General features: G+C 64.9%; 28 protein-coding genes. 9 read left to right on the plus strand and 19 right to left on the minus strand.

Translation table 11 applies throughout. From position 1 onward, the window contains the following. Window positions 1–46 precede the first annotated feature (46 nt). Window positions 47–1,006 carry an SOS response-associated peptidase family protein gene (locus G467_RS0104775; protein ID WP_022968594.1) on the minus strand — a complete coding sequence of 320 codons (960 nt, stop codon included), beginning with the start codon at window positions 1,004–1,006 and terminating at the stop codon, window positions 47–49. Between the two features lie 82 nt (window positions 1,007–1,088). Between G467_RS0104775 and G467_RS0104780 the strand changes: the two genes are divergently transcribed. Continuing rightward, window positions 1,089–1,442: a YkgJ family cysteine cluster protein gene (locus G467_RS0104780; RefSeq protein ID WP_022968595.1), complete on the plus strand. Its 354-nt coding sequence runs from the start codon at window positions 1,089–1,091 to the stop codon at window positions 1,440–1,442. Window positions 1,443–1,497: 55 nt separating this feature from the next. Then, window positions 1,498–1,899, plus strand: coding sequence for a DUF3224 domain-containing protein (locus tag G467_RS0104785; RefSeq protein ID WP_026802366.1), 402 nt, complete (start codon window positions 1,498–1,500; stop codon window positions 1,897–1,899). A 27-nt stretch (window positions 1,900–1,926) separates the two neighbouring features. On the opposite strand, the gene G467_RS0104790 is transcribed toward G467_RS0104785, so the two are convergent. Then, the gene (locus tag G467_RS0104790; RefSeq protein WP_022968597.1) at window positions 1,927–2,475 is read right to left on the minus strand and encodes an NADPH-dependent FMN reductase; all 549 of its coding nucleotides are present in this window, start codon (window positions 2,473–2,475) and stop codon (window positions 1,927–1,929) included. 300 nt (window positions 2,476–2,775) lie between these two features. On the opposite strand from G467_RS0104790, the gene G467_RS17370 reads away from it, so the two are divergent. The 3 genes from G467_RS17370 to G467_RS0104805 all read left to right on the plus strand — a co-directional run bounded on the left by G467_RS17370 (window position 2,776) and on the right by G467_RS0104805 (window position 4,942). Beyond that, window positions 2,776–3,144, plus strand: coding sequence for a hypothetical protein (locus G467_RS17370; protein WP_022968598.1), 369 nt, complete (start codon window positions 2,776–2,778; stop codon window positions 3,142–3,144). A gap of 123 nt (window positions 3,145–3,267) precedes the next feature. Beyond that, on the plus strand, window positions 3,268–4,503 hold the full coding sequence (locus G467_RS15470) for an acyltransferase family protein (protein WP_022968599.1): 1,236 nt from the start codon (window positions 3,268–3,270) through the stop codon (window positions 4,501–4,503). A 211-nt stretch (window positions 4,504–4,714) separates the two neighbouring features. Further along, window positions 4,715–4,942: a hypothetical protein gene (locus G467_RS0104805; protein WP_022968600.1), complete on the plus strand. Its 228-nt coding sequence runs from the start codon at window positions 4,715–4,717 to the stop codon at window positions 4,940–4,942. A gap of 77 nt (window positions 4,943–5,019) precedes the next feature. Here the strand turns inward: G467_RS0104805 and moeB are convergent, their stop codons facing one another. The 10 genes from moeB to ndk form a co-directional block, all read right to left on the minus strand. After that, window positions 5,020–6,159: a molybdopterin-synthase adenylyltransferase MoeB gene (gene moeB, locus G467_RS15475; RefSeq protein ID WP_022968601.1), complete on the minus strand. Its 1,140-nt coding sequence runs from the start codon at window positions 6,157–6,159 to the stop codon at window positions 5,020–5,022. 18 nt (window positions 6,160–6,177) lie between these two features. Next, a complete protein-coding gene (locus tag G467_RS0104815) occupies window positions 6,178–7,407 on the minus strand; it encodes a molybdopterin molybdotransferase MoeA (protein ID WP_022968602.1) in 1,230 nt (409 codons plus the stop codon). Further along, a complete protein-coding gene (mobA, locus tag G467_RS0104820) occupies window positions 7,404–7,973 on the minus strand; it encodes a molybdenum cofactor guanylyltransferase (protein WP_022968603.1) in 570 nt (189 codons plus the stop codon). Before mobA ends, G467_RS0104815 begins: the two co-directional genes overlap by 4 nt. Further along, window positions 7,973–9,367, minus strand: coding sequence for a ribosome biogenesis GTPase Der (gene der, locus G467_RS0104825; protein ID WP_022968604.1), 1,395 nt, complete (start codon window positions 9,365–9,367; stop codon window positions 7,973–7,975). Before der ends, mobA begins: the two co-directional genes overlap by 1 nt. Before the next feature lie 3 nt (window positions 9,368–9,370). Further along, window positions 9,371–10,591: an outer membrane protein assembly factor BamB gene (bamB, locus tag G467_RS0104830; RefSeq protein WP_022968605.1), complete on the minus strand. Its 1,221-nt coding sequence runs from the start codon at window positions 10,589–10,591 to the stop codon at window positions 9,371–9,373. Between the two features lie 3 nt (window positions 10,592–10,594). Next, the gene (locus G467_RS0104835; protein WP_022968606.1) at window positions 10,595–11,245 is read right to left on the minus strand and encodes a YfgM family protein; all 651 of its coding nucleotides are present in this window, start codon (window positions 11,243–11,245) and stop codon (window positions 10,595–10,597) included. Window positions 11,246–11,318: 73 nt separating this feature from the next. Further along, the gene (locus G467_RS0104840) at window positions 11,319–12,203 is read right to left on the minus strand and encodes a helix-turn-helix domain-containing protein (RefSeq protein WP_022968607.1); all 885 of its coding nucleotides are present in this window, start codon (window positions 12,201–12,203) and stop codon (window positions 11,319–11,321) included. Further along, the gene (gene pilW / locus G467_RS15480) at window positions 12,200–12,979 is read right to left on the minus strand and encodes a type IV pilus biogenesis/stability protein PilW (protein WP_022968608.1); all 780 of its coding nucleotides are present in this window, start codon (window positions 12,977–12,979) and stop codon (window positions 12,200–12,202) included. The genes G467_RS0104840 and pilW overlap by 4 nt, the downstream gene beginning before the upstream one ends. Further along, window positions 12,966–14,132 (minus strand): dual-specificity RNA methyltransferase RlmN, encoded by a 1,167-nt coding sequence (gene rlmN / locus G467_RS0104850; protein ID WP_022968609.1) that lies wholly within the window; start codon window positions 14,130–14,132, stop codon window positions 12,966–12,968. Before rlmN ends, pilW begins: the two co-directional genes overlap by 14 nt. An 11-nt stretch (window positions 14,133–14,143) precedes the next feature. After that, window positions 14,144–14,569: a nucleoside-diphosphate kinase gene (gene ndk / locus G467_RS0104855; RefSeq protein ID WP_022968610.1), complete on the minus strand. Its 426-nt coding sequence runs from the start codon at window positions 14,567–14,569 to the stop codon at window positions 14,144–14,146. 215 nt (window positions 14,570–14,784) lie between these two features. Here ndk and G467_RS0104860 point away from each other — a divergent pair, with 215 nt between their 5' ends. The 3 genes from G467_RS0104860 to G467_RS0104870 all read left to right on the plus strand — a co-directional run bounded on the left by G467_RS0104860 (window position 14,785) and on the right by G467_RS0104870 (window position 19,095). Further along, window positions 14,785–15,402, plus strand: coding sequence for a TetR/AcrR family transcriptional regulator (locus G467_RS0104860; protein WP_022968611.1), 618 nt, complete (start codon window positions 14,785–14,787; stop codon window positions 15,400–15,402). A 99-nt stretch (window positions 15,403–15,501) separates the two neighbouring features. Continuing rightward, the gene (locus G467_RS0104865; RefSeq protein ID WP_022968612.1) at window positions 15,502–17,871 is read left to right on the plus strand and encodes a 3-hydroxyacyl-CoA dehydrogenase/enoyl-CoA hydratase family protein; all 2,370 of its coding nucleotides are present in this window, start codon (window positions 15,502–15,504) and stop codon (window positions 17,869–17,871) included. Window positions 17,872–17,898: 27 nt separating this feature from the next. Next, window positions 17,899–19,095 carry an acetyl-CoA C-acyltransferase gene (locus G467_RS0104870; RefSeq protein ID WP_022968613.1) on the plus strand — a complete coding sequence of 399 codons (1,197 nt, stop codon included), beginning with the start codon at window positions 17,899–17,901 and terminating at the stop codon, window positions 19,093–19,095. Window positions 19,096–19,169: 74 nt separating this feature from the next. Here G467_RS0104870 and G467_RS0104875 read toward each other — a convergent pair whose 3' ends face one another. Continuing rightward, window positions 19,170–20,450 carry an NAD(P)/FAD-dependent oxidoreductase gene (locus G467_RS0104875; RefSeq protein ID WP_022968614.1) on the minus strand — a complete coding sequence of 427 codons (1,281 nt, stop codon included), beginning with the start codon at window positions 20,448–20,450 and terminating at the stop codon, window positions 19,170–19,172. Between the two features lie 59 nt (window positions 20,451–20,509). On the opposite strand from G467_RS0104875, the gene G467_RS0104880 reads away from it, so the two are divergent. Beyond that, window positions 20,510–20,944, plus strand: coding sequence for a hypothetical protein (locus tag G467_RS0104880; RefSeq protein WP_022968615.1), 435 nt, complete (start codon window positions 20,510–20,512; stop codon window positions 20,942–20,944). A gap of 18 nt (window positions 20,945–20,962) precedes the next feature. Here G467_RS0104880 and galU read toward each other — a convergent pair whose 3' ends face one another. The 6 genes from galU to G467_RS0104910 all read right to left on the minus strand — a co-directional run bounded on the left by galU (window position 20,963) and on the right by G467_RS0104910 (window position 26,582). Next, entirely contained in the window at window positions 20,963–21,841 is an 879-nt protein-coding gene (gene galU / locus G467_RS0104885; protein ID WP_022968616.1) for a UTP--glucose-1-phosphate uridylyltransferase GalU, read from the minus strand. After that, complete coding sequence (locus G467_RS15485; protein WP_022968617.1) at window positions 21,838–23,706, minus strand: nucleoside-diphosphate sugar epimerase/dehydratase; 1,869 nt, start codon at window positions 23,704–23,706, stop codon at window positions 21,838–21,840. The genes galU and G467_RS15485 overlap by 4 nt, the downstream gene beginning before the upstream one ends. Beyond that, a complete protein-coding gene (locus tag G467_RS0104895; protein WP_022968618.1) occupies window positions 23,703–24,716 on the minus strand; it encodes an MraY family glycosyltransferase in 1,014 nt (337 codons plus the stop codon). The genes G467_RS15485 and G467_RS0104895 overlap by 4 nt, the downstream gene beginning before the upstream one ends. Continuing rightward, on the minus strand, window positions 24,717–25,895 hold the full coding sequence (lapB, locus tag G467_RS0104900; protein ID WP_022968619.1) for a lipopolysaccharide assembly protein LapB: 1,179 nt from the start codon (window positions 25,893–25,895) through the stop codon (window positions 24,717–24,719). Continuing rightward, window positions 25,883–26,173 carry a lipopolysaccharide assembly protein LapA domain-containing protein gene (locus G467_RS15490; protein ID WP_022968620.1) on the minus strand — a complete coding sequence of 97 codons (291 nt, stop codon included), beginning with the start codon at window positions 26,171–26,173 and terminating at the stop codon, window positions 25,883–25,885. The genes lapB and G467_RS15490 overlap by 13 nt, the downstream gene beginning before the upstream one ends. A 76-nt stretch (window positions 26,174–26,249) precedes the next feature. Then, window positions 26,250–26,582, minus strand: a complete 333-nt coding sequence (locus G467_RS0104910) for an integration host factor subunit beta (protein WP_281166670.1) — start codon at window positions 26,580–26,582, stop codon at window positions 26,250–26,252. Window positions 26,583–26,606 lie beyond the last annotated feature (24 nt).

Here is a 26,606-nt window from a genome sequence, read left to right on the forward strand (position 1 = left end):
TGTATATTATGTAATACTCCACATATCCCAAGGCACCACCCCCATCCTAAGCCGCCATCCGGTGCTCGTAATAAGGCCGCTCGCGGTCGTCCAGGATGGCGTACTGCGTCTTCAGGTCCCCGGGATCGGGATTCAGCCAAGCGTCGACGTGTTCGGGTTTGATCGGGATGATCACCCGGTCGTGACCGGCGGCCGCAATCTCGGGAGGCGGATCGTCAGTGATGGCCGCGAACGAAAGAAGATCCGGCTGTCCCGCGCCTTGCCAACGCGACCACAGGCACGCCACCAGCATGGGCTGCCCCGACCGCGGCCGGAATTCGAGAATGACGTTTTCCTCGGTCTCGCCCGGCGCCAGCTCCCGACCTTCCATGGCATGCCGGCTGACATTCTCATAGAACGCATCGATCATCAGGATGCCGTGGGTGTAGCCGAACTGGCGTTTCCAGAACCCCTCGAGGCTGTCGCGGCGTGCGTTGTAGGCATTGGGTCGATCAATATCGAACTGGGCGGAAACATGCGCAGGGCGGCATTGGTAACGCATCGGCCTCACCATGCGCCGCCCTTGTTCCGAAATCATCACGGGCGCATACCAGGACGGGAAAATGCGCGAGTCACGGGGCTCCAGCCGCGTGCGGCGCAGGTCGTTCAACTTTCCGAGCGCGTACTCGATCTTGTTCTTCGACACGCGCTGGTCTTCCAGCGCCTTCTTGGTCGTCTTGGTCTGCAGAACACGTTCGGCATCGGCCAACCGCTTCTTCTGCTTGAACACGTCCTGTTCGAATCGGGTCGTCTGCTCTCCATCGAATCGCGCGATCATCGCGGCGATTCGCCTGGCCTGCTCCGTTTCTGGCGCCGAGAACGACGCATCCATTGCTTTGGGAATACGCAGCTTCGGTTGGCCTTCGCGATCCCAGTACAGGCGGACGAACTCGTCGATGTCGATGTCCGCGCCGAACTCACGCACGTACTTCGCGTAGTCCGCCTGGATCTGAGCCGAATAACACATGTCGCCCCCGGGCCCGCCGTGATCGCCGAGACAATTATGGCGCGACCCGGCCCATAATGCGCCGACCCACCCGGCACCACCCATGACCCCCAACCTCCGCAAACTCGAACAACTGCGGGAGCGCATCCCGAGCTTTCGCTGCATCGTGGGCTGCCACGATTGCTGCGGACCGGTGACGGCGTCGTCGGAGGAAGTTTCGCGATTGCCGGTGCGCTCCGAAGCCCAGCATGCAGCCGCACTCGCAGAGCTCAGCTGCCCTTATCTGGGCGAACACGGCTGCGAGGTGTATGCCGAGCGGCCGCTGATCTGTCGTCTGTTCGGCACGACGCCGCGACTGCTGTGCCCGAACGGCCAGCGGCCGGTCTATCTCATCGATCGGCGTACCGAGCAGGAAATCGATCAGTTCCTGCAGCAGACGCGCCAGGTGCTGCTGTAGCGACCGGCGTGTCCGGCGTAAAGTGCGCCGACTCCCCTTCCCTCCCAGGATGTTCATGAGCACGCACGCCAAAGGCCAGTTCGACGTCAAGCTCACGCCGCAGGCGGCCGAAGACGGCGTGGGTCATCCGAGCATCGGCCGTCTCGGCTTGTTCAAGCAATTCCATGGCGACATCGAAGGTGTCGCCCACGGACAGATGCTCGGCGTGCGCACGGCCGTCGAAGGTTCGGCGGGCTATGTGGCGATCGATCATGTCGAAGCCAGCGTGCACGGCCGCCGCGGCACGTTCGTGCTGCAGCACAGCGGCACGATGCGCCAGGGCCAGATGAGTCTGGTCGTGACGGTCGTGCCCGATTCGGGCACCGACGAACTGACCGGACTCCGCGGCCGACTCGACATCCAGATCGTCGATGGCAAGCACTACTACGATTTCGCGTACGAGCTGCCGTCCGCCTGACGTTCCGCCGCACCCGCGGCAAACGCGTCAGGCGAACTTCTTCACCCACGCAACGTATTTGTCCATCCAGGACTGCAGGAACTCGCGACTCGCCGGCCCGATGCTGCCGTCGGCGTCAAACAGGCCTTCTTTCGCGTGGATGAAGGCCTCGGGCTGGCCGAGAGTTGGCACGTCGAGATAGGCCAGCACATTGCGCAGATGCTGCTGCGCGAGGGCCGTGCCGATCGCGCCCACGGACGCGCCGATCACGCCGGCCGGTTTGCCGGCCCAGGCATTCTTCCCGTAAGGACGCGAGGCATGATCGATCGCGTTCTTAAGCACACCGGGAATGGAGCGGTTGTATTCGGGCGTGACGAACAGCAGGCCCTGGGCTGCGCCGATGTCGCTTTTCAGTCGCTGGACGGTGTCCGCCTGATGGGCGTCGTCGTCCTGGTTGTACAGCGGCAGATCGTCGATGCGCAGCGATTTGAACACGACCTCTGACGGCGCCAGCTTCGCTAACGCGGATGCGAGCTTCTTGTTGAACGAGTCCTTGCGCAGACTGCCGACGACTACCGCGATATTCAATTGGCTCATGACATCTTCTCCAAGTAGTCGTCGCGCACGTTGCGCGTCTGCCACGCAAGGCTAGCCCCGAAAACGTTAACTCGTGATGATGGCGTCATGCGCACGGCGCCCGATCGAGAATGCACGCTGCATGCTCTCGCTGCCGTTTCTGGATAGGCACCAGAGCAAGGCCAATCGTCCGAAAACCTTGCAGCCACTGTCTCTGCGCCTGCCGCTCGCACGGGTCGCCATCGCTTGGCACGGCTCCTGCACCGCAACAGGCAACCGCAGGAAACTTTCCCCGCGGCCTGCCCATCATGGAGACGAGCAATGAACGACCACACCCAGGCTAAGCATGGCTATGAATTCGACCACACCATCGAGCCGATGTCCGGCGAATTCAGCGAACGAATCCATCCCTCGGTCGAAGACGAGTATTGGTCCATCGTGCATGCGGACCAGGCGTTCGCTCGTCCGGACCTTCGCTTCGAGGACTATCTGCCCGCCTATCGCACTGGCTACATGGGTGCGGCACGCTACACGCCGGAAGGACGCGCTTTCGAGGACGTCGAATCGCTGTTGGAAGCCGAGTACGCGCGCACGAAGGGCGACTCCGCCCTGGTCTGGGACCAGGCGAAACTGCCGGCTCGCGCCGCCTGGGACCGCATGGCGGCGAAGACGAAAGTCGTACTGCGCTAAGCGCCCTGCCCCGACCGACGTCCCGGAAGACTAGCGCTTCCGGGGCGTTTTCAGTGTTCCTGTGATATTTGCATCCCGCCGGGCGACTGACGTCCTGACACTGGACAGGACAAGGAACCGGCGATGAACTTCACCAACGACAGGCACGCCGGCGAGCGGCTGCACGGACTCGATGCCCTGCGCGGCTTCGCATTGCTGCTGGGCGTGATCTTCCACGCGACGATGTCGTTCCTGCCGGGCCCGCAGATCTGGTTCGTGCGTGATGCCGATCCGAGCGTGACCCTGGGCTTGCTGTTCTTCGTCACGCATCTTTTCCGCATGACGACGTTCTTCCTGATCGCCGGCTTCTTCGCGCATATGAGTTTTCACCGGCTCGGCACCAACGCCTTCGTGCGTGATCGTCTGAAGCGTATCGGATTGCCGCTCGTGGTCGGCTGGCCCCTGGTGTTCGGCAGCATTCTGGTGGTGATCATCGGCTCGGCGATCGCCGCGAACGCCGGCGCGCCGCCTCCCCATGCCCCTCCCCCGCCCGCCTTCACGCCGTCCTCGTTTCCGTTGACGCACTTGTGGTTTCTCTACGTGCTGCTGATCTTCTATGCGATCAGCCTGCTCGGCCGCCGCGTGATCCGCGCGCTGGATCGCCAGGGTCGTTTCGTCGCGTGGACCGACCGGATGTTGCGTTCGATGCTCGGTCCGTGGGCGGCCGTTGTGTTGGCGATTCCGCTGGTCGTCACGCTGATGCTGCGCGCCCACTGGCTGCCGTGGTTCGGCATTCCGACACCGGATCAATCGCTGTATCCCAATGCCGTCGCTCTGTTCGGTTATGGCACTGCCTTCGTCTTCGGCTGGCTCCTGCATCGGCAGGGCTCGCTGCTCGCCATCATCGAAAAGTATTGGCGTCCGAATCTTTGTTTGGCACTGCTCGCCACGGGCAGTTGCCTGGCCTTGACCGGGCTTCGCCCGTCGCTGGCACTGGCCCCCGACCTGCTGACGAAGCTGGCCTGCGCCGTGAGCTATGCCTTGGCATCCTGGAGCTGGACGCTCGCTGTGGTCGGCGCGGCCTTGCGACACCTTTCCGCCTACAGCGCGATGCGCCGCTACGTCGCCGATGCCTCGTACTGGATCTACCTCGTGCACCTGCCCCTGCTCATGGCCCTGCAATCGCTGGCGGCAGGCCTGCCCTGGGCCTGGTGGCTCAAGTTTCCGATGATCCTGATCGTGGCCTTCGCCCTGATGTTCGCCAGCTACCACGGGTGCGTGCGGCACACGTTTGTTGGCGCGGTGCTCAATGGGCGCAGAAAACCGCGCGGACCGGCGGTTGAAACCACGAAGGATTGTGCCGTCACCCCGAACTTGTAAGAGCCAAGTCGAGGCCAAAAAATTCTCATCACCCGGTTGAAATGTTCAACGGGCATCTTGCCCGCCCCTTCACATCGGGGGAAGAAACATTGTGCGGCCGCAGCAACACACCTGCCGAAAGAAACGCTAGGATTGATCCAGAAGCCCGGCACCGGGCCACACGTTTCGCGGGTCTTGCTGTCTATTCGAGTTTCACGGGGGATGCTTGTCGATGTCATTGGGAACACCACAGATCCACATCACCGTCGAGTATCGGGGCCGTCGTTACGAGGGCTTCTACACGGTGAAGGGAACGCTCCTGACCGTACGCACGGACTACGGCTTTTCCTCGACGCAAATCGGAGAACTCTCCGCCGATCTGCTCGCGCGCGAATTGATGCGCAACGTGCTGGAAGCAGCCGAACAGCGCGGCGAGTTTGGGATTCCGTCGGCGTCCTGATTCGAATCGCTTCAGGATTGCCAGAGGATCGTCATGACAAAGCCGGGTTCTCCCGGCTTTTTCTTTGACGCGCCCGGCTAGGCGCCCTCGCCCGTCGCGCAGGCCACCGCGATATCAGCCAGCGGCAGCGTGCCGCGACCCGGTGCGCAGCGCGGACAGGCGGGATCGGGTTTCAGGCGCGTTTCGCGGAAATGCATGCCCAGGGTTTCGACATGCAACAGGCGTCCGGTGAGCGGCTCGCCGACGCCGAGCAGCAGCTTCAAGGTTTCGGTGGCCTGCAGCAGACCGATCAGACCCGGCAACACACCGAGCACGCCGGCCTCACTGCAATTGGGCGCTTCTTCTGCGCTGGGCGGGTCCGGAAACAAACAGCGGTAGCACGGCGCATCGCCCGGCCGGCGGCCGGCATCAAAGACGCTGACCTGACCCTCGAAACGATGCACGGCGCCATAGACCATCGGCTTGCCCAACTGCACGCAGGCGTCGGACAACAGATAGCGCGTGGGAAAATTGTCGGCGCCGTCGATGACCACGTCGACATCGCCGATCAACCGGCCGACGTTGGCGGCATCGAGTCGTTCGGCGACGGCATCGATGCGGACGCGGGGATTGAGCGCTGACAAGGTGCGTCGCGCCGATTCGACCTTGAGCTCGCCGACGCGGTCGTCGGCGTGCAGGATCTGTCGCTGCAGATTGCTCAGGTCGACGCGGTCGTCGTCGACCAGGCGAAGGAAACCGACACCCGCTGCCGCAAGATAATAAGCCGCCGGCGAGCCCAGGCCGCCGGCGCCGATCAGGGTCACGCGCGCCTGTTCGAGTTTCTTCTGTCCAGCCAACCCGACTTGCGGCAGACGCAGATGCCGCGAATACCGCTGCAGGAAGTCGGGATCTTCGCCGGAGGTGATCGGCAGGTGTTCGGCTTGCCAGCGACCGAATCCGCCGACGACCGAATACAGGTTCGTGTAGCCCTGCGCCGCCAGACTTTCCGCCGCGAGCAGTGATCGGCGGCCGCCCGCGCAGATCAGCAACAAAGGCGCGTCATGCGCAGCCTGATGTGCGCCGGGCTCGGCTTCGAGTTGAGCGCGCGGCACCGGCACCGCTCCTTCCGGCAAACCGAGCGCGTGTTCGTCCGGTTCGCGGACATCGATCAGACGGGCGCCTTGCTGCTGCAGGGCCAGCGCCTGGGCGGGAGTGATTTCGCGGATCGCGGCATTCATGACCGAAGTTTATCGCGTTCAGAAATTCGACAGCGGCAACACGTCCATCACCTGCCCCGCCGGCCAGTCGCCGGGACTCTCTGGCAGCACGATCAAGGCATTGGAATCGGCGGCGGCGCGCATGCGATGCGAACCATCCGCCGGATTGGGCACGACGTGCAGCCTACCGTCGTCGCCGCTGCGCAGCAGGCCGCGCAGGAATTCCAGGCGTGGATGCGTTTTGCGCACCGGCTGATCGAGCACGGCACGCAAGTGCGGACGCGCTTCGCTCCGGCCCTGGATGCCGTCGAGCAGGCGCCGTGCCAGCGTCAGGTAGGTCGCGAACACCGACACCGGGTTGCCCGGCAAGCCGAGAAAATGCGCGTCGCCGAGCTGACCGAACAGCACCGGCATGCCCGGTCGCATGCGCACTTTCCAGAAATGCACGGCGCCGTGTTCACCGAGCAGCTCGGGCAAATAATCTTTCTCGCCCGCCGAGACGCCACCGCAGGTCAGCACGAGATCGAACGAGAACGCCGCATCGCGCAAGGCCGACAGCATACGCACCGGCTCGTCGGGCAGCACCGGCCAGGCCACGGGCTCGAAACCGTCGGCTACGAGCAAGGTCTGCAGCAAGGCGCGATTGCTGTCGTAGATCTGCCCCGGAGCGAGCGGCTGGCCCGGTGGCACGAGTTCGTCGCCGGTGGTGAAAATCGCCACGGTCGGACGCCGCGCGACCTGAAGATCGTGCTGACCGAGCGACGCCGCCAATCCCAGGCGTGCCGGCGTCAGCACCTCACCCGCACGCAGCACGGTATCGCCCACGCGCACGTCTTCGCCGGCGCGGCGCACGTGGCTGCCGGCGCGAATCCGGCCCGGGATGCGCACCTGCGCGTCGTCCGCCTGCGCTTCTTCCTTGATGACGATGGTGTCCGCGCCTTTGGGCAAGGGCGCACCCGTGGTGATGCGCAGACATTGCCGGGGACCGAGCACGAAGTCGCGATCGCGTCCGGCGAATTGTTCGCCGATCAGCGCCAGTACGGTCTCTTCGCCGACATTGGCGTCGAGCGAACGCATGGCGAATCCGTCCATCGCAGAATTGTCGAAGGACGGCAGGTCGAGCGTTGCCACGAGGTCTTCGGCGAGCACGCGGCCCAGGGCACGCGCGAGCGGAACACGATCGTTGCCGACGCGCGATCGCGCGGCGACCGCGTCGATGATCGCCTGCGCTTGATCGAAAGCGATGCGCTGCGGAAAGGAATCGGTCACGCGTCGGAATCCAGGAAGTCGTCGGGGGTGTTGAGGTTGCCCAGGCGCAGGGGCGAGATATCGTGGACCGGCAGGATCAGGTCGTCCAGCAATCCCTGGGCGGCCAGCGCGCCGCGATCGAGCCGCGCGGATATCACCGGCAGCGCCTGCGTCACCCGCCACAAGCCACACAGCGGTTGCAGTCCGTCGGCATCGCGCACGACGGTGCCCTGATCGTTCGCCTGCCGGCAAAGCGTATCGACGAAGCCGTCGGGAATGGCGCGCAGATCGACCGGTAGACTCAGCAGCCAATCGCTACGACAGGCGCGCAGAAGCGATTCCAGCCCGGACAAAGGGCCCAGGCGGCCGGATCGGAAGTCCGGTATCGCGCGGATCTGCGGTGAACCGAAGCGCACGTCGCCTGGATGGCTCACCAGACGTTCGGCAAATCCATCGCCGCAGGCTTGCAGGCAGCGCTCAATCAGGGGACGACCGCGATAGATCACGAAGGCCTTGTCGACGCCGCCGAGGCGGCGCCCCTGCCCGCCGGCGAGAATGCCCAGCGTGATGCGGTCCCGCGGAATCACTAGTTCTTGACGTGGCGCAGCAGTCGCCGGCGCTTGGCGACCTGTTTTTCGGTCAGCACGTTCTTCTTGCCTTCGTACGGATTCTCGCCTTCGCGGAAAATAAACTGCAGCGGCGTGCCGACGAGCTTGAAGCGCTTGCGGAAGAAGTTCTCGAGATAGCGCTTGTAGGTTTCGCCCAGCGACTTCACGCGCGTGCCATGCACGATGAAGGTTGGCGGATTGGAGCCGCCCGGATGGGCGTACTTCATCTTCGGCAAGTGACCGCGGACCACCGGCGGCGGGAAGCTCGCGTACGCGATTTCCAGGGCCTTGGTGACTTCCGAGGTGGTGAACTGACGCGTGGCCGAGGTATGTGCCCGGTGGATTGCGCGGAACAGCTCACGCATACCGGTGCCGTGCTTGGCCGAGATGGTGATGTGCTCGGCCCAGGTGCAGAACGATAGCTTGCGATCGAGCAGGGAAATCGTTTGCTCGCGCGTGTAGTTGGTCTGGCCGTCCCATTTGTTGACGGCGACGACCAGGCCACGGCCGGCTTCGAGCACATGGCCGAGCACGGTCGCGTCCTGATCGGTGACGCCTTCGCCGGCGTCGAGCAGGACCACGGCGACCTGGCAGCTCTGGATCGCCTGCATGGTCTTGAAGACGCTGAATTTCTCGACCGCTTCTTCGACCTTGCCGCGACGGCGCAGGCCGGCGGTGTCGATCAGGCGGTATTGCCGACCGTCGCGCTCCATGTCCACCGCGATGGAATCGCGCGTGGTGCCGGGCACGTCGGACGCGATCATGCGTTCTTCGCCGAGCAGCCGGTTGACCAGGGTCGACTTGCCGACATTGGGTCGACCGATGAAGGCGATGCGGACGCGGCCCGGATCTTCGGCCAGCACGTCGGCGTCGGCATCGACGGGCAGACGCGGCAGGATCTGCTGCAGCAACTCGGGAACGCCGCGCTGGTGCGCCGCCGCGATCGGCAGGACGACCTCGGCGCCGAAACGCGCGAACTCGTTGACGCAGGCCTGCTCATCGAGGCCGTCGGTCTTGTTGACGACGAGGAAGAACGGCTTGCCGGTCTTGCGCAGCCATTTCAGGATGGTCTGGTCGAGCGCCGACGGACCTTCGCGGCCGTCCACGACGAACAGCACGAGATCAGCTTCTTCGGCAGCGGAGCGCGACTGCTTGGCGGTGGCGCCGGCGAGGCCTTCCTCATCATCGGAAAGACCGCCGGTGTCGCAGATGACGAACGGATGTTCTTCGTCGAGACGGCAATAGCCGTAGTTGCGATCGCGGGTGACGCCCGGTTCGTCGTGAACCAGGGCATCGCGCGTGCGCGTGAACGCATTGAACAGGGTGGACTTGCCGACGTTGGGCCGTCCAACCAGGGCGACCAGCGGCAGCATGAATCAGTTCCCCAATTGGTAGGCGGACAGCTTGCCTTCGTTGCTGACTGCGAACAGGACGCCTTCCGGCGAGACCTGCGGCGTGCCACGCAAAGCAGCGTGTTCGATGCGCGTGCGGCCGACGACAACGCCGGTGTCCAGGCGCAGCCAGTGCAGGTAGCCGTCGAGATCGCCGACAACCGCGTACTCGCCCTGCACGACCGGCGTGGTCAGCTGGCGATTGCGCAACGCGTCCTGCTTCCACAGCGGATTGCCGGTGGCGCGATCGAGCGCCCAGACATTGCCGACCTTGTCGGAAAGCAACAGCTTGTCCGAGAGCATCGCCAGACCGGCATAGCTGCCGACGTCGTGCGACCACAGCGGACGGCCGTTCGCGGCCGAGAGCGCCACGGTCTTGTCGTGGTAGCTGCTGGCGAACACTTCCTGGTCGCCCAGCTGCAGTTCGCCGTCGACATCGGACATGCGATCGAGTTCGGTGCGGCCATCGGGCTCGGCAACCGCCTGCGCCCAGACCTGCAAACCGTCTTCTTCGCGCAGCGCGATGACCGAACCGTCGTCATAGCCCAGATAGACCAAGCCATTGCCGGCGACCGGCGTGCCATTGCCGCGCACGGTCAAGGTGGGAACGCCACGGTCGAAGACCCACTTGCGGCTGCCGTCGGCGACATCGAAGCCGAACACGCGACCGTCGTTGCTGCGCACGATCACGCGGCCGGCGAGCACGAGCGGCGCGCTGACGACTTCCGAAGTGACTTTCGCGGTCCAGCGCTTTTCGCCGGTGTCGCTGCTCAGCGCCACGACTTCGCCGTTGCGACCGCCGACGACGACCAGACCACTGCCGACGCCCGGGCTGCCGGTCAGGCCGGCTTCGATCGTCTCGCGGCTCCAGAACTTGAGCTTGCTGCGCTTGCCCTTCATCTCGACAGCACTAGCGACCCACAGACGCTTGCCGGTCGCCGCGTCGATCGCGACCACCTCGCCTTCGTCGTTCACGCCGTACAGGCGACCGCTGTCGAGCACCGGGTGCAGACGCAGCCAGCTGCGATCTTCGCCGTCGCCGAGGCTGATCGACCAGAGCTTCTTGACCGCGATCGGACTGGCGAGCTTCTGCAGCTCGGCCGGCTGGTTCGGTTTCACTTTTCCGCCGCCGAACCAACCTTTCACGGTGGTGCAGCCGGGGGCCATGGCGAGGACGATCGCTAGCAGGGCAATGCGACGCAGCATGTATCAGGTCTCCGGTTGGGCAGGCGGATTGCCGCCAACATCAATGAGCTTGAGTTCCAGGACGCGACGGGTCGGCGATGCCTGGTCCAGGGTAGTGAGGGCTTGTTCGTAGGCCTTGCGGGCGTTGTCGGTGTGGCCCAGAGCCACTTCGACGTCGCCGCGCAGTTCCTGCGCCACCGCCGGGAAGATCGGCGTCTTGATCGAATCGACGCGCTTGAGCGCGAGATCGGCCTTGCCATCGAGCAACAGCATGCGGCCCAGGCGCAGGTTGAAGAGTTCGACCATCTCAGGCTCGGTCACCTTGGGCAGGCCGGCTTCGAGCAGCTTGATCGCGTCGGCGGTCTTGCCCTGCTGCTGCAGGTAGCCCGAATGACGCAGGGTCGCGAGCGAGACATACGCCGTGTCGGCGTACTTTTCGGCAATGACCGCCGCGAAGGTCTTGATCTTCGTTTCGTCCTTGGCGTCGATAGCCTGGCTGAAGGCGACGAACTGCGTCGCCGCTTCCGCGCGGTGACGTTCGCCCTTGCCGTGCCACCACTGCCAGCCGAAGACACAGACCAGACCGAGCGCGATGCCGGTGATGAGGGACGCGCCGTTCTGGCGCAGCCATTTGCGGACGTTTTCGCCCTGTTCGTATTCGTCGAGTTGGTCCATCGGGATTGACTTCATTGGCCTGCATTGACTGCAGGCGGTGGGAAAAAGTTCAGGGAGACGGTGTCGCGTTCGCTCAACCGCCGGAAGGCGTGACCTTGCCCTGGGAGGATACCGTAAACCGGGCCACGTTCGCTTCGCGATACGGCGCCAGGTCGATCTTCTGACCCGCTTGGGACACTTGCACAGCGTCGGCATTGCCCAGCGTGATCCTGCTCACCTGCCCCGCCGCATAGCGCCGTTGCGTGCCGGCAGGCACCAATCCGCGCTCGACGTGTTCGCCGTTCATCGCGACCACATCGACCCAGCTTTCTGCCTGGAAATCGAGGACGAGTTCGTTGCTTCCGACTGGCGCCGACAACGCCGGTGCCAGCGAGGCCATCACCGTCGGCGGAGTGTTTGCGGCCGGCGCGGCCACCGTCGGCGCGGCGGGAGCCGTGGCCGAAGGGGCGACCGTCGCCTGCGCGGGCAAGCTCAACACTTGCGTGCCGGCCGTCGCACCCGAGGTGGTCGCAGTCGGCGGATCCAGCGGCAGTACTTCCGCGACCGCCGCCGGTTTCTGGAAATACATCACGACCATGACGATCGAGCCGACGATCACGCCGGTCATCACCAGCGAACCGAGCTTGAGCAGGCCGTGATCGAAGGTTCGACTCGTGCGCAGGCTGCTGCTCGAATGTACCAGCGGCGGCGCCGACATCGGCTGCACGCGAAGCACTTCGTCTGCGGTTTCCGCCGGCAAGCCGAGAATCTTGGCGTAGCTGCCGACATAGCTGCGGACGTAGATCGCTGCGCCCAGACGCTGCCAGTCCTCGCGCTCGATGGCGTCGATGATGGAGATCGGCAGCTTCAGCTGCTGCGCGACCGATTCCTTGCTCCAACGCAACTTCTCCCGCGCATGGCGGAAGCGGCTGCCGATCGGATCTTCAAACAGGGTTTCCTGGAAAGAATCGATGCTCATGGCTGGCTTGCGCCCTCTCCCGTGGGCAATGCTGTGTCGGACGACAGATCCTGGATGCGTTGGCGATAACGCGCCGCCGCAGAGCGATCGCCGGCGGCATCTTCGATGCGGGCAGCGAGTTCGAGCACTTCGCGACTGGGCTTGCCGAGCGCGTCGCGACGCTGGATGAAGGCACGCGCCTCCATGGTCTTGCCCTGCGCGAGTTCGACTTCAGCCAGCTTGAACAGGACTTCGCCCTGCTCGGGCGACATGTCCAGCGCCCGGCGCAGGTACGCCTCGGCCTTGGTCATCTGGCCGGCGTCCTTCGCGCACTTGCCGGCGTTGTACAGCGCCTGGGCCGGCTGCATGTAGAACGGATCGAGCAGGGCCTTGCTGAACTGCGCATCCGCGACATCGAACTGACCGCGGCTGCAGGCGTACGTGCCGTAGGCGTTGAGGATGGAACCATTGTTGGGCGTCAGGTCGATCGCACGGCGCATCTCCTGCTCCGCCTTGCCCTGGTCGCCGATGCGGTTGTAGATCAACCCGAGAATGGCATGCACTTCGCTGGAACCGGGATCGGTGCGCAGAGCGCGCTGCGCCCGCTCGAGCGCGGTCTGCAGATCGTTTTCCTTGAGATAGCTCTGCGCGAGACCGAGATTGACGCGGCCGGCGTTGGATACCGAACTCACCGGCCCGGCGTCCTTGTTGCGTTCGCGGGCGAACGCGGACGAAGGCACACATGCCAGCGCGACCGGCAACAACACGCCCGCGATGACGAGGTTATGCAGCCGCATCGGACACCCCCTGAGCTTCGAGCTTGCGCTTGAATTCGGACTGACGGCGGGTGCGATCGAGGACCTGGCCCTTGAGCTGGCCGCAGGCCGCATCGATGTCGTCGCCGCGCGTGCGGCGCACCATCGTCAGCACTTTCTGGTCGAGCAGGATCTTCTGGAACGTGCGGATATCGGCTTCCTCGGAACGCTCGAAACGCGTGCCGGTGAAGGGATTGAACGGGATGAGGTTGACCTTGGCCGAATCCTGGCGCTGCACCTGCTGATCCATCTTGTGCATCAGCTTGGCGAGCGCGCGGGCATGTTCGGGCTTGTCGTTGACGCCCTTCATCATCGTGTATTCGAAAGTGATCGACGTGCGCGGCTTGCGCAGCGCATAGCGCACGCAGGCATCCATCAGCTCGGCGATCGGATACTTCTTGTTGAGCGGCACCAGCTCGGTGCGCAACTCGTCGTTCGGCGCATGCAAGGACACGGCCAGCGACACGTCGCTGACTTCGGAAAGTTTGTCGATCATCGGCACGAGTCCGGCCGTCGACAGGGTGACGCGCTTGTTCGCGAGGCCGAAGCCGTTGTCGTCGCGCATCAGGCTCATCGCGCGCACAACATTGTCGAAATTCAGCAGCGGCTCGCCCATGCCCATCATCACCACGTTGGTGAGCTTGCGCTGGTGATGGGTCTTGTTGCCGAGATGCTTCGACGCCGTCCAGACCTGGCCGATGATCTCGGCGGTGGACAGGTTGCGGTTGAAGCCTTGCGTCGCGGTGGAACAGAACTGGCAGTTCAAGCCACAACCGACCTGGCTGGACACGCACAGCGTGCCGCGGCCCTTGTCGGGAATGAACACGGCTTCGATGGCATTGCTCGGATCCATGCCCAGCAGCCACTTGTGCGTGCCGTCGGTGGAGCCCTTGTCGAACAGCACCTGCGGCGGACGGATCTCGCAATGTTGTTCTAGCTTGGCGCGCAGCGCCTTGCCGACGTCGGTCATCTGCGAAAAATCGGTGACGTGCTGGTGATACATCCACTTCATCAACTGATGGGCACGGAAGCGCTTCTCGCCGAGAGTCTCGGCAAAGAAGCGCTCCAGGCCCTCGCGATCGAGGTCCAGAAGATTGATCAGCTCGGGTTGGCGGCTGGCGACGGCCTCGGTCACGGGTTACTCGCTTATCGCGGGCAAAGTTCGGTAGCGGCGAAGAAATACGCGGTTTCGATCGCGGCATTCTCCAGGCTGTCCGAACCGTGCACGGCGTTGGCATCGATGCTCTGGGCGAAGTCGGCGCGGATGGTGCCGGCGGCGGCTTCCTTCGGATTCGTAGCGCCCATCAGTTCGCGGTTCTTGGCGACGGCGTTCTCGCCTTCCAGAACCTGGATCATCACGGGACCGGAAATCATGAATTCCACCAGCGCATTGAAGAACGGACGCTCGCGGTGCACGGCGTAGAAACCTTCCGCTTCGCGACGCGACAGGTGCTTCATCTTCGCGGCGACGACCTTCAGGCCGGCGTTCTCGAAGCGGGCGTAGATCTGACCGACGACGTTCTTGGCGACTGCGTCGGGCTTGATGATGGAAATGGTGCGCTCCAGCGCCATGACAAATACTCCAGCTAACAGGTTGTGGGAAGGGGGAGAATTTAACATGAAAACCCACTTGAAACACGGGTTTAGCTCGGACTTTGAAACCTGTGCGACGGTTTTGCCGGCGCGTGCGCCCGCCTTCGGAACGGGGTCGGCCAACGGGGGTTTGACCTCGGTCCGGGTTCCGGCCTAGCATTGAAACACCCGTTTAAATCGAACGCTCGGTAGCCATGACCACGACCCACTTCAACACCAAGGACCGGATCCTCGGCGCGGCGGAGGAATTGTTCGCCCAACACGGCTTTTCCGGCACGTCCCTGCGCCAGGTCACCAGCCGCGCGGACGTCAATATCGCTGCGGTGAACTACCACTTCGGCTCGAAGGAAAACCTGGTCAATGAGGTCTTCCGTCGGCGCATGGACGAGATGAGCGAACGCCGCCTCAGCAGCCTGCGCGAAGCCCAGGAAGAGCATCCGGGCGAGCTCGAGCCGATCCTGGCGGCCTTCATCCGCCCTGCCCTCGCATTGACCCTGGACCGGCACGGATCGGCCTTCGTCCGCGTGCTGGCACGGGCCTATGCCGAGAAAAACGACCGCCTGCGCAAGTTCCTGTCCGACAACTACGGCCAGGTGCTGCGCGAATTCGCCAAGGCGATTTCGCCCTGCCTGCCCGACCTGGGCAAGGAAGACCTGTACTGGCGCATGGACTTCGTTGCGGGCGCGCTCACTTATGCGATGGCCGATTTCGGCCTGATCAAGCGGCCGGCCGGCGTGTCCGACAAGGCCCACAGCGACAAAGCCGCCCAGGCGCTGATCCGCTTTGCGGCGGCCGGCTTGCGCGCCGACTGATCCTTCCATTCGTTGTGCCCGCGGCCCCTGGGCACTGGGGCGACGGGCTTCCGATCTTCCCTTTCGCCACCCCACCACCCTCCCCCACGGAGCTTTCCCATGTCGCAACTTCGCATCCGCAAGGTGGCCGTCCTCGGCGCCGGCGTGATGGGCGCACAAATCGCCGCCCACCTCGTAAACGCCAATGTCGACACGATCCTCTTCGATCTCGCAGCTAAAGAAGGCGATAAGAACGGCATCGTGACCAAGGCGATCGCCAATCTCGGCAAGCTTTCACCGGCTCCGCTGGCCGCCAAGGATCGCGCCGCCGCGATCACCCCGGCCAATTACGATCAGCATCTCGAACTGCTGCAAGGCTGCGATCTGATCATCGAAGCGATCGCCGAACGGCTGGACTGGAAGAAGGATCTGTACGCCAAGATCCTGCCCTTCGTGGCGCCGAATGCGGTCCTTGCCTCGAACACTTCTGGCTTGTCTATCAATAGCTTGGCGGAAGTTCTTGATGAATCACTTCATCATCGGTTCTGCGGCGTGCACTTCTTCAATCCGCCACGCTACATGCACCTGGCCGAGCTCATCCCCTGCGCCAAGACCGACGCGGCCGTGCTGGAAGGCCTCGAGTCGTTCCTGGTTACCACCCTGGGCAAGGGCGTGGTCTACGCCAAGGACACGCCGAATTTCATCGGCAATCGCATCGGCGTGTTCTCTATCCTCTCGACCCTGCACCACACCGCCGCTTTCAAGCTGGGCTTCGATGAAGTCGACGCGCTGACCGGCCCCCTGGTCGGTCGCCCGAAGTCGGCAACCTATCGCACCTCGGACGTGGTCGGCCTGGACACGATGTCGCACGTCATCAAGACGATGGCCGACACCCTGCCCGACGATCCCTGGAAGCAGTATTTCAAGGCACCGGACTGGCTGCAGGCACTCATCGGCAAAGGTGCGCTCGGCCAGAAGACCGGCGCCGGCATCTTCCGCAAGGTCGGCAAGGACATACAGGTCATCGATCTGGCCAAGCAGGACTATCGTCCGGCGACCGGCGAAGCGGCACCGGAGCTCGTGGAAATCCTGAAGATCAAGAACCCGGCCGAGAAGTTCGCCAAGCTGCGCGCATCCAGCCATCCGCAGGCGCAGTTCCTGTGGGCCTGCTTCCGCGACCTGTTCCACTACAGCGCGTTCCACCTCGAATCGATTGCCGACACCGCGCGCGACGTGGATTTCGCCATTCGCTGGGGCTACGGCTGGAATCTGGGCCCGTTCGAAACCTGGCAGGCTGCGGGCTGGCAGCAGGTCGCCGGCTGGATCGCCGAGGACATCGCTGCGGGCAAGTCCATGAGCGATGCGCCGCTGCCCGCGTGGGTCACCGACGGCCGCAACGGCGTGCATGAAGCCGCCGGCAGCTACAGCCCGGGTCGCAAGGCCGTGGTGCCGCGCTCTTCCAATCCCGTCTACCAGCGTCAGCGGTTCCCGGATGCGGTCCTGGGCGAAGTGTTCTCGCCCGGTGAGACCGTTTTCGAAACCGACGCAGTGCGGATGTGGCACGACGGCGACGGCATCGCGGTCCTGAGTTTCAAGACCAAGATGAACACCGTCGGCGACGGCGTGCTCGCTGGCATCCAGCAGGCCATCGACGTGGCCGAGAAGGATTTCCAGGGCCTGGTGATCTGGCAGACGAAGGAACCCTTCTCCGCCGGCGCCGATCTGTCGGGCGCGATGGCCTCGCTCGCGGCCGGCAAGATCGCCGAATTCGAAGCGATGGTCGCCACGTTCCAGGCAACCAGTCAGCGCATCAAGTATTCGCTGGTTCCCGTTGTCGCGGCCGTTCGCGGTCTGGCGCTGGGTGGCGGCTGTGAATTCCAGATGCATTCGGCGCGCACCGTGTTCGCGCTGGAAAGCTACATCGGCCTGGTCGAAGCGGGCGTGGGTCTACTGCCCGCCGGCGGCGGCCTGAAAGAAATCGCGACGCGCGTCGGCCTCGCGGCCGGCCCGGGCGGCGATGTCTTCGCCGGCCTCAAGCCGTATTTCGAAGCAGTCGCGATGGGCAAGGTGTCGGCCTCGGCGCTGGAAGCGAAAGAACTCAAGCTCGCCCGCGAGAACGACCTCGTGGTCTTCAATCAGTATGAATTGCTGTATGTCGCCAAGCAGCAGGCCAAGGCGCTCGCCGAGTCGGGCTACCGCCCGGCCCTGCCGGCACGGCAGATCCCGGTCGCCGGCGATGTCGGCATCGCCACCTTCAAGATGATGCTGGTGAACATGCTCGAGGGGCGTTTCATCTCCGAGCACGACATGGAAGTGTCCACGCGCATCGCTACCGTGCTGTGCGGCGGCGACGTCGATCGCGGGTCGCTGGTAGACGAGGAATGGCTGCTCAAGCTCGAGCGCGAGCATTTCGTGGCCCTGGCGCAGATGCCCAAGACCCAGGAACGCATCGCCTTCATGCTCAAGAACGGCAAGCCCTTGCGCAACTAAGCGCCGACGAATTCAGGAGAATCGAGAATGTCCAAGCAAATTCAAGACGCCTACATCGTCGCCGCGACCCGTACCCCGGTCGGCAAGGCGCCGCGCGGCGTGTTCCGCAATGCCCACCCCGCCGATCTGCTCGCGCATGTGCTGCGCAGCGTGGTTGCGCAGGCGCCGGGCATCGATACCCGCCGCATCGATGACATCATCGTCGGCTGCGCGATGCCCGAGGGCGAGCAAGGCATGAACGTGGCGCGCATCGGCGCGTTGCTGGCCGGCCTGCCCGACGTCATCGCCGCGCAGACCATCAACCGCTTCTGCTCTTCCGGCCTGCAGGCCGTCGCCTTGGCGGCCGACCGCATTCGCCTCGGCGAAGCTGACCTCATGATCGCCGGCGGCACCGAATCGATGAGCATGGTGCCGATGATGGGCAACAAGGTCGCGATGTCGCCGTCGGTGTTCAAGGACGACAACGTCGCCATCGCCTACGGCATGGGCATCACCGCCGAGAAGGTCGCCGAGCAGTGGAAGGTGTCGCGCGAGGCGCAGGACGCGTTTGCGTATGCCTCGCATCAGAAGGCCCTGGCGGCGACGGCGAGCGGCGAGTTCGCGGCCGAAATCTCGCCGTACAACGTCGTCGCGCGCCTGCCCGTCCTGGGCGGCAACACCGTCGCGGTACGCGAGTTGCTGGTGAAGAACGACGAAGGTCCGCGCGCCGACACGAGCGTCGAAGGTCTCGCCAAATTGCGCCCGGTGTTCCGCAACGGCGGCAGCGTCACCGCCGGCAACAGCTCGCAGATGTCCGACGGTGCCGGTGCGGTACTACTGGCCTCGGCGCAGGCGATCAAGGATTACGGCTTGACGCCGCTTGCGCGTTTCGTCGGCTTCTCCGTCGCCGGCGTCAAGCCCGAGATCATGGGCATCGGTCCGATTGCCGCGATTCCCAAGGCCCTCGCACAGGCCGGCATCACCAAGGAACAGCTGGACTGGATCGAACTCAACGAAGCTTTTGCCGCGCAGGCACTGGCCGTGATCGGCGATGTCGGACTCGATCCGTCCAAGGTCAATCCGCTGGGCGGCGCGATCGCCCTGGGTCACCCGCTCGGCGCGACCGGAGCGATCCGCGTTGCGACCCTGCTGCACGGCCTGCAGCGTCGCAAGCAGAAGTACGGCATGGTGACGATGTGCATCGGCACCGGCATGGGTGCGGCGGGCATTTTCGAAGCGCTGTAAGAAACGCTTGTGGAAAGAGAACGGACGGCGAAAGCCGTCCGTTTTTCATGCGCGACGCGGCACGAAACCCGGAATCAGGATTCGCGCCAGGACTGCCATGCATCGCGTGCCTGCAGCCACCAGTAGCTCAGCTGCGCACCGATGAAGCCGGCGGGTTTGAGCGCCGACACCAGGCCATAACGGCTGAACTCTTGCCAGCGCGTATCGCCCTCGGCGATCGCCGATGCCAGCACTTCGCCCGCAAACGTGGTTGGCGCCACACCGTGGCCGCCGAAGGCCTGCGCCAGCCAAAGCCCCTGATCGATGCGTCCAATTTGCGGCATCTCGTGCCGCGCGTAGCTCATCAGGCCCGACCAGGCGGTGTCGATGCGCACGCCGTCGATCTGCGGAAACACTTTGACCATGTCGCCGTAAAGCAGCCGCTTCACTTCCTCGGGCGAACGGTCTTTCACCGAGATGCGCCCGCCCCACAACAGGCGCGAGTCGGGCAAGGGCCGGTAGTAGTCGAAGGCGAACCGCGTGTCGTAGACCGCGGCCTTCGTGCGCAGGATGTCGCCCAGGCGAGCGCCCAGCGCTTGCGTCACCATCACGTAGGTTGCGATCGGCAATACACCCGCATCGACATCGCGACGCAGTCCTGCCAGATAGCCGCCGCAGGCGAGCACGACCTGTTCGGCCTCCACCTCCCCGTCCGGCGTCCGCACACGCCAGCCGCTGCCGGCGCGGTCGAGCGCGGTCGCCGGCGAGCCTTCGTGCAGGCTCACGCCCTGATCTGTCGCCGCCTGCGCCAAGCCCAGCGCGTAGTTGAGCGGATGGAAATGCATGGCATTGCGTTCGTACAGGGCATCGGAATAGCGCGGGCTGAGGATTTTTTCGCGCAATTCCTCGCGCGGCACGAACTGCCAGTCGGTCGCGAACTTGTCGGCAAGCAGCGTCTGAAAGTCCCGCAACAGCCGCGGATCCTTGAACCAGTTGGCCCAATAGACGCCGGCGTCGGTGTGCTGGCAGGCGATCGCGTACTGCCGGATGCGCCGACGGATGAGGTCCACCGCCCCGGTCGTGCCGGCGTAGAGCGCGCACGCCCGTTCCGGGCCGAGATCGCGCAACAGGCTTTGCGGCCCGCGGGAAAATCCAGCGAACACGAAACCGCCATTGCGTCCCGAGGCGCCGAACGCCAACTGTTTCGCTTCCAGCACCACCACATCGCGGACGCCGCGTTCGGCCAGACCCAACGCCGTGTTCAAGCCGGCGAAGCCGCCGCCGATCACGCACACCCGCGCCTCGCGCTTGCCCGTGAGTGGCGGGAGCGGATCGCTGGGCATAGCCGATGAGCGGTAGTAACTGGTCTGTTGCATGAGCGTTTCTGGGCGCGGGATGCGGCTAGGATGTCAGGGTCCGCCCCCCGGAGGAAAGCATGAGCCCACCCGTCAAGGATGTCTCCTATCGCCGACGCCGTTGGCTGTGGCTGACGTTCACGTTGATTTCCGGCGCGGCCCTGCTCGCGGGACTGTATTCGTGGATACAGAAGCTGTCGTCGGGACTGGGCTCGTCCCTGACGCTGGAGGAGTACGACTACCAGGTTTTCATCATGCGCCTGGCCCTGTGCCTGGGCGTGGCGATCACGGCGAGCAGCCTGGCCATCCTGCTGCTCAAATGGGCACGCGATACCCGTCGTCAGAAAGAATGGCCGCCGAAAGGCCTGCAGCTCGCCGCCGACGCGCCGATACGCTATGGGAAAGCCGCCGAGCAGGTCGCGCAGCGGCTCACGCTCGCGGCGTGGATGCTGGTGGTGTTCGCGCTCGTGGTGCTCGCCTGGGCGGGTTGGCGGTTGGGACCGGAAATCTTCTAGCCGGCTCCCTGGTCGGGATCAGCGCTCGAGCGCCGCCCGCATATAGGCGCGGGCCGCGTCGGCGAGGTCGTCGTGGTCGAGCGCGTACTGGATCGTCGCTTCGATCAGTCCGATACGACTGCCGCAATCGAAACGACGGCCTTCGAAGCGATAGGCCAGCGCACGATCCTCGGCGAGCAGGGCCGCGATCGCGTCGGTCAGCTGAATTTCGCCACCGGCACCCGGACGGGTTTTCTCCAGCAGGTCGAAAATCCGGCCGCTGAGCACGTAGCGGCCGACGACGGCGAGCGTGCTGGGTGCCACTTCTGGGCGAGGCTTCTCCACGATCGCGGAAATCTTGCCGTGGCGGCCGCTGAAATCCTCGGTCGCGACGATGCCGTAGCTCGCAGTCTGCTCGCGCGGCACATCCTGCACGGCGATCACGCTGGCATTCTCGCGATCGGCCAGGTCGGCCATCTGCTTGAGCGCACCCGGGCCGCGGTTCCAGATCAGGTCATCGGGCAGCAACACCGCGAACGGCTCGTTGCCGATCACCGGCTTCGCGCATAGCACCGCATGCCCCAGACCCAAAGCTTCGGCCTGGGTGACGAAGACGGCGCGCACATTGCGCGGCAGCACGTCGCGGATCAGGGCCAGCAACTCGGATTTGCCGGACTTCTCCAGCTTCTGTTCGAGCTCGTACGCCTTGTCGAAGTAGTCGGCGACCGAGTGCTTGTAGCGATTGGTCACGAACACGAGCGTGTCGCAGCCCGCTTCGATCGCTTCATCGACCGCGTACTGGATCAGCGGCTTGTCGACGACCGGCAACATTTCCTTGGGCACCGTCTTGGTCGCGGGCAGGAAGCGCGTACCGAGACCGGCGACGGGAAAAACAGCTTTGCGGATTCGGAAGCTCATGTGCGGGCCGGAGGTTCGTGGTTCGTGATGGCGCCGGGAGTGTACTCGGGAACCGCCTCGCGCAGCACCGCCGCCAGATCGGCATCGGACGCGTCGTCGGCCAGTGCGGCGAGCAGGCGATTCAAGGCCGCGCTCACCGCATTCTCGGCCGACGCGCGCGGCTGCGCCTGCAGCACCAATGGGTTGGCCGTGCGATCGTGGCGCTCGCCGGCGGCGAACAGGCGTTCGTGCAGTTTTTCGCCGGGACGCAGGCCGGTGTATTCGATCGCGACATCGCGCCCAGGCTGTTTGCCGGCGAGTCGGATCATCTGTTCGGCCAGTTCGCGGATCGCGACCGGGCGGCCCATATCCAACGTGTACACGGCCGCGGCTGTCGCCGGCAGCGCCGCCGTCTGCAGGATCAACTGGCAGGCTTCGGGAATGGTCATGAAAAACCGCGTGATCTCCGGATGCGTAACCGTGACCGGCCCGCCCGCAGCGATCTGGCGACGGAACAGCGGCACCACGCTGCCGGCGGAATCGAGCACATTGCCGAAGCGCACGATCGACAAACCGGTTTTCGATCCGGCGAAGCTCGACTGGCAGACCAGTTCCGCGAAACGTTTGCTTGCGCCGAGCACATTGATCGGATCGACGGCCTTGTCGGTGGAGATCAGCACGAAATTGCCGACTTCCGCAGCGCGGCAGGCGGCGGCAAGCACGTGCGTGGCAGCGACGTTGTTGCGCAGCCCTTCGCGCAACTGGCCCTCGAGCAAGGGCACCTGCTTGTTTGCCGCCGCGTGGTAGACGAAATCCGGACGATGTCGCAAGGCGCGCCGGCAGGTGACCGCGTCGCCGCAATCGCCCAGCAGGATATCGACCCGTACGGCCGGGAAATCGCGTGCCAGGCCTTCGCAGACTTCGATCAGCGGCAGTTCGGCGCGTTCGAGCAGGAGCAGGCGGGCGACGCCGGCGCGCGCGCACTGCCGCGCCAGCTCGGAACCGATGGAACCACCGGCGCCGGTGATCAGCACGGTCCGGCCGCCCAGACTGCGACGCACACTCTCCCAGTCGAACGCGACCGGTTCGCGGCCGAGCAGGTCTTCAATCGCGACCTCGTTCAAGCGCAGCTGTCCCGGCGTGGCATCCAGCATGTCCGACAGGCGCGGGACCTTGCGGAACGGCAGGCCGGTCGATTCGCACAGACTCACGACCCGCAGCATCTCCGCCGGCGTGGCGCTGGGCATGGCGATGACCAGCATGCTTGCGGCGGTTTCCCGCGCGACGTCGGCGATATCGTCGATGCGGCCCAGCACCGGCACGCCCTGCACTTTCATGTGGCGCATGTCGGCCTTGTCGTCGAGCAGCCCGACCGGCAGATAGCGTCCGTCGCTGCGGAAATCGCGCAGCAGCATTTCCGCCGCGCGACCGGCGCCCAGCACGACCACGCGCGTCGCATCGGAATGCCGCGCTGCCATGCGATGGTCCTTCCACAGCCGGTAAAGCAGGCGCGGCGCACCGAGCAGGAAGACCAGCACGATCACGTACGGCACCAGCACCCGTCGCGGAATATCGGGCAGCATGCCGAGCAGCGCGAACGTCGCGATGATCAGCAGCAGTCCCAGCAGGGCCGCGCGCAGCAGATTGGCCAGGTCGGGCAGGCTCGCAAAGCGCCAGACGCCGCGATACAGACCGACCGCCCAGAGCATCGCGCCCTGCAAACCCAGTACCACCGCCAGCTCGACAGGCAAGGCCGGCGCGGCCGGTGCGCCCGCCACGCTGGCCAGCCAGCGCAGGCCGATCCAGGTCAGGGCGACGATCGCCAGGTCATGCACGATCACGAGCAGTCGCGGAACGATGGCCAGCAACCAAGTCGTGCGCGTCATGCCGGCACTCCCCGACGCCGCAGCAGTTGTGCGCGCGCCAAGCCGTGCGCGACCGCGAGCACGATGAACCAGGTGGCTGCCAAAACCCATTGCGTCGCCGTGCCCTGCCCGCCCGCGATCAGCGCGATCGCGATGGCGACCAGGCAGACGGCGCCATAGACCAGACAAACCTGCCATGGGGCGCGGCCGCGACGAACAGCGAACTGATACAGATGTTCGCGATGCGCCTGCCACAACACGCGACCGGCGCCTGCACGACGCAGCAAGGTGATGCCGGCGTCGACCAGCAACACCGAAGACAGCAGCAAGGCCTGCGCCGCGCCGATGACCCGGTAGTGCAGCGCAAGCAGCAGCAAGGCCAGCACCGCCGCCGCGAGCGCATGGCTGCCGACATCGCCAAGGAACACGCGTGCCTGCGGAAAATTGAAAGGAAGGAAACCCAGGCATGCACCGGCCAAGGCCGCCGCCAGCACACGCAAGCCATCGATCTGTCCCGGCAACAGGGCCAAAGCAATTGCGATCAACAGGCCTTGCACGGTCACCAGACCGTGGCTGCCGTCCATGAAATTCCAGACATTAACCATGAAAACCGTCGCGACAGTCGCCGCAGCGACGACGACCACGGCCGGCATCGTCGGAAACAGCTGCAGAGGCCAGACCATCGCGAGCGCCGCTGCGAACTGCAGCGTCAACTTCGGTGCTGCCGGCAAGGGCTGCAGGTCGTCGATGAAACCAATCAGCGCGAACAAGGCGATCCCGGCGCAGGCGCTCCAACCGGGGTACGCGTCTCCGGCCTGGGTCAGCGCGAAACCAGCGCTGGCGATCACCATCGCGAGCGCGATGCCGATCCCGCCGCCGCGCGGCGTGACCTGCGTATGCACGCGACGACCGCCCGGCACATCGACCAGATGGCGCGCCATGGCGAAACGCATCCAGGCCACACAGGACGTCGCTGACACAAGCGCCGCGAGAACCAGGGCGCCGACGGCGCTGCCACCGCCAGACATCATTCAGTCGCCCGCCGCATTCAACTGGGGCTTGATGCTGCCCCAATGCTTGCAGCTCGGGCACTGCCAGTGATGGGCGCGCGCGCCGAAACCGCAACGCTGGCAGCGGTAGCTCATCGTGCGTACGACCAGTTGGTCGGTGATCTGCTTGATCACGCGCAGGGACTCGGCGGGGTCGTCGCCGGGATTTTCCAGACTCAGGTCGATCAGCGCCGCCTCGCCGCGAACCGAAGGCCGCTGCTGCAGCTGGCGCGCGAGAAAGGCCTGGGCGACGCCGATGCCTTCGTCGCGCTGGATGATCTGCGCCAACGCCAGCACCGGCGACACGCCGGGGTAGTGTTCGATGACTTCCTGCAGGAAGCCGCGGGCGCGGGCGATTTCGCCGCGCTTCTCGTAGCAGCTCAGCAGCGAAGACAGGATCTCGGGCAGGTATTCAATGTCGTGCCGGGCGACGCGTTCGAACGCGCGGATCGCGCCGGCATCGTTGCCCTCAGCCAATTCCAGGCGGCCTTCGATGACACCGGCGCGCACGCTGTTGCTGTCCGCCGAATACGCCAGGCCGATCTGTTCGCGTGCGACGTCGACGCGTCCTTCCAGACGTGCCTTGTCGGCCAGTTCGCAATGGAAATGCGCGATGACCCGGCCCATCGGCTCGCCGGAGGTCTGCTCGTAGCGCGTGGCGTGCTCGATCGCCTTGTCCCAGTCGCGTTCGGCCTGGTAGATCGCGATGAGTTGGCGCAGCGCCTGCGGCGCATGCACACCCATCTGCACCAGATCGGTGAACAGGGTCTCCGCGCGGTCGAGCAGGCCGGCGCGCATGTAGTCCTCGCCGAGCGCGAGCACGGCGCGGGTTTTCTGTTCTTCGCTCAAGCCGTTACGGGCAACCAGCCCCTGATGCAGGCGGATCGCGCGATCGACTTCGCCCCGCCTTCGAAACAGATGTCCGAGCGCGAACTGCGTTTCGATGGTGTCCTTGTCGACTTCGGCGATCTGCAGGAAGATCTCGATCGCCTTGTCCTGCTGTTCGTTGAGCAGGTAGTTCAGGCCGCGGAAATACGTATTGGACAGTCGCGATACGCGCGCCCCGCCCTTGATTTCGCCGCCGCGCCGGCCCGCCAGCCAACCGCCCGCCGCCGCCGCCGGAATCAGCAGCAGCCAGGCCGCGTGGGTCATGATGGCCATGCGTTTTCCTTGTCCTCGCCCAGCTCCTGATTGTCCGGCCCCGAACTGCTGCCGACCGCCTTGTGCAGACGCCGCCGCAACGGCCAAACGACGCCCGCGGTAACCACCAGGCCGCCGATCAAGGCACCGGCTAACAGCACGGTAAGCAAGGTCAGACCCAGGCGCGCGTCGAAACCGCGCACCCACAGGTCCACGTGCACGATCTGCTTGTTGAGCGCACCGAAGATCACGCCGATGGCGATGAACAGGAGGGCGAACAGAGATTTGATCAGACGCATCGACAGGCCAGTCTGAAACAGGGTGCCGAGAGCTTAGCCGATTGCCGGGGTCTTGCTCAGTCTTGACGCGGGGGCATCAGGCGCCCGCGGGGTCCTTGCCACCGTTGACGCGGTCGCGCAGTTCCTTGCCGGGCTTGAAATGCGGCACGTACTTTCCGGGCAGGGCCACGGAATCGCCGGTCTTGGGATTGCGGCCGAGCCGCGGCGGACGGAAGTGCAGGGAAAAGCTGCCGAAACCGCGGATCTCGATGCGTTCGCCGTCGGTCAGAGCATTGCTCATCATTTCCAGCAGCGTCTTGACCGCCAGGTCCACGTCGTCGGCCTTTAGGTGGGCCTGGCGCCGGGAGAGGATTTCGATGAGTTCCGACTTCGTCATGTGTTTTCGGTCGCTCGGACGCGGGAGTTGCAGGACGTCGCGACGACCCTTGCCGTC

Origin of the sequence: Arenimonas oryziterrae DSM 21050 = YC6267 (genome assembly GCF_000420545.1) — a bacterium.
Lineage (GTDB): Bacteria > Pseudomonadota > Gammaproteobacteria > Xanthomonadales > Xanthomonadaceae > Arenimonas > Arenimonas oryziterrae.

Coding starts and splice junctions, on each gene's coding strand:
- G467_RS0104875 (WP_022968614.1), bottom strand. CDS start 20,450: ATGCAACAGACCAGTTACTACCGCTCATCGGCTATGCCCAGCGATCCG.
- G467_RS15470 (WP_022968599.1), top strand. CDS start 3,268: ATGAACTTCACCAACGACAGGCACGCCGGCGAGCGGCTGCACGGACTC.
- lapB (WP_022968619.1), bottom strand. CDS start 25,895: ATGGCCATCATGACCCACGCGGCCTGGCTGCTGCTGATTCCGGCGGCG.
- G467_RS15490 (WP_022968620.1), bottom strand. CDS start 26,173: ATGCGTCTGATCAAATCTCTGTTCGCCCTCCTGTTCATCGCCATCGGC.
- der (WP_022968604.1), bottom strand. CDS start 9,367: ATGCTGCCGCTGGTCGCCCTGGTTGGACGGCCCAACGTCGGCAAGTCC.
- G467_RS0104790 (WP_022968597.1), bottom strand. CDS start 2,475: ATGAGCCAATTGAATATCGCGGTAGTCGTCGGCAGTCTGCGCAAGGAC.
- G467_RS0104870 (WP_022968613.1), top strand. CDS start 17,899: ATGTCCAAGCAAATTCAAGACGCCTACATCGTCGCCGCGACCCGTACC.
- G467_RS17370 (WP_022968598.1), top strand. CDS start 2,776: ATGAACGACCACACCCAGGCTAAGCATGGCTATGAATTCGACCACACC.
- moeB (WP_022968601.1), bottom strand. CDS start 6,159: ATGAATGCCGCGATCCGCGAAATCACTCCCGCCCAGGCGCTGGCCCTG.
- bamB (WP_022968605.1), bottom strand. CDS start 10,591: ATGCTGCGTCGCATTGCCCTGCTAGCGATCGTCCTCGCCATGGCCCCC.
- G467_RS0104865 (WP_022968612.1), top strand. CDS start 15,502: ATGTCGCAACTTCGCATCCGCAAGGTGGCCGTCCTCGGCGCCGGCGTG.
- G467_RS0104835 (WP_022968606.1), bottom strand. CDS start 11,245: ATGGACCAACTCGACGAATACGAACAGGGCGAAAACGTCCGCAAATGG.
- G467_RS0104775 (WP_022968594.1), bottom strand. CDS start 1,006: ATGTGTTATTCGGCTCAGATCCAGGCGGACTACGCGAAGTACGTGCGT.
- pilW (WP_022968608.1), bottom strand. CDS start 12,979: ATGCGGCTGCATAACCTCGTCATCGCGGGCGTGTTGTTGCCGGTCGCG.
- ndk (WP_022968610.1), bottom strand. CDS start 14,569: ATGGCGCTGGAGCGCACCATTTCCATCATCAAGCCCGACGCAGTCGCC.
- G467_RS0104840 (WP_022968607.1), bottom strand. CDS start 12,203: ATGAGCATCGATTCTTTCCAGGAAACCCTGTTTGAAGATCCGATCGGC.
- G467_RS0104860 (WP_022968611.1), top strand. CDS start 14,785: ATGACCACGACCCACTTCAACACCAAGGACCGGATCCTCGGCGCGGCG.
- G467_RS0104805 (WP_022968600.1), top strand. CDS start 4,715: ATGTCATTGGGAACACCACAGATCCACATCACCGTCGAGTATCGGGGC.
- G467_RS0104785 (WP_026802366.1), top strand. CDS start 1,498: ATGAGCACGCACGCCAAAGGCCAGTTCGACGTCAAGCTCACGCCGCAG.
- galU (WP_022968616.1), bottom strand. CDS start 21,841: ATGAGCTTCCGAATCCGCAAAGCTGTTTTTCCCGTCGCCGGTCTCGGT.
- G467_RS0104780 (WP_022968595.1), top strand. CDS start 1,089: ATGACCCCCAACCTCCGCAAACTCGAACAACTGCGGGAGCGCATCCCG.
- G467_RS15485 (WP_022968617.1), bottom strand. CDS start 23,706: ATGACGCGCACGACTTGGTTGCTGGCCATCGTTCCGCGACTGCTCGTG.
- G467_RS0104895 (WP_022968618.1), bottom strand. CDS start 24,716: ATGATGTCTGGCGGTGGCAGCGCCGTCGGCGCCCTGGTTCTCGCGGCG.
- G467_RS0104880 (WP_022968615.1), top strand. CDS start 20,510: ATGAGCCCACCCGTCAAGGATGTCTCCTATCGCCGACGCCGTTGGCTG.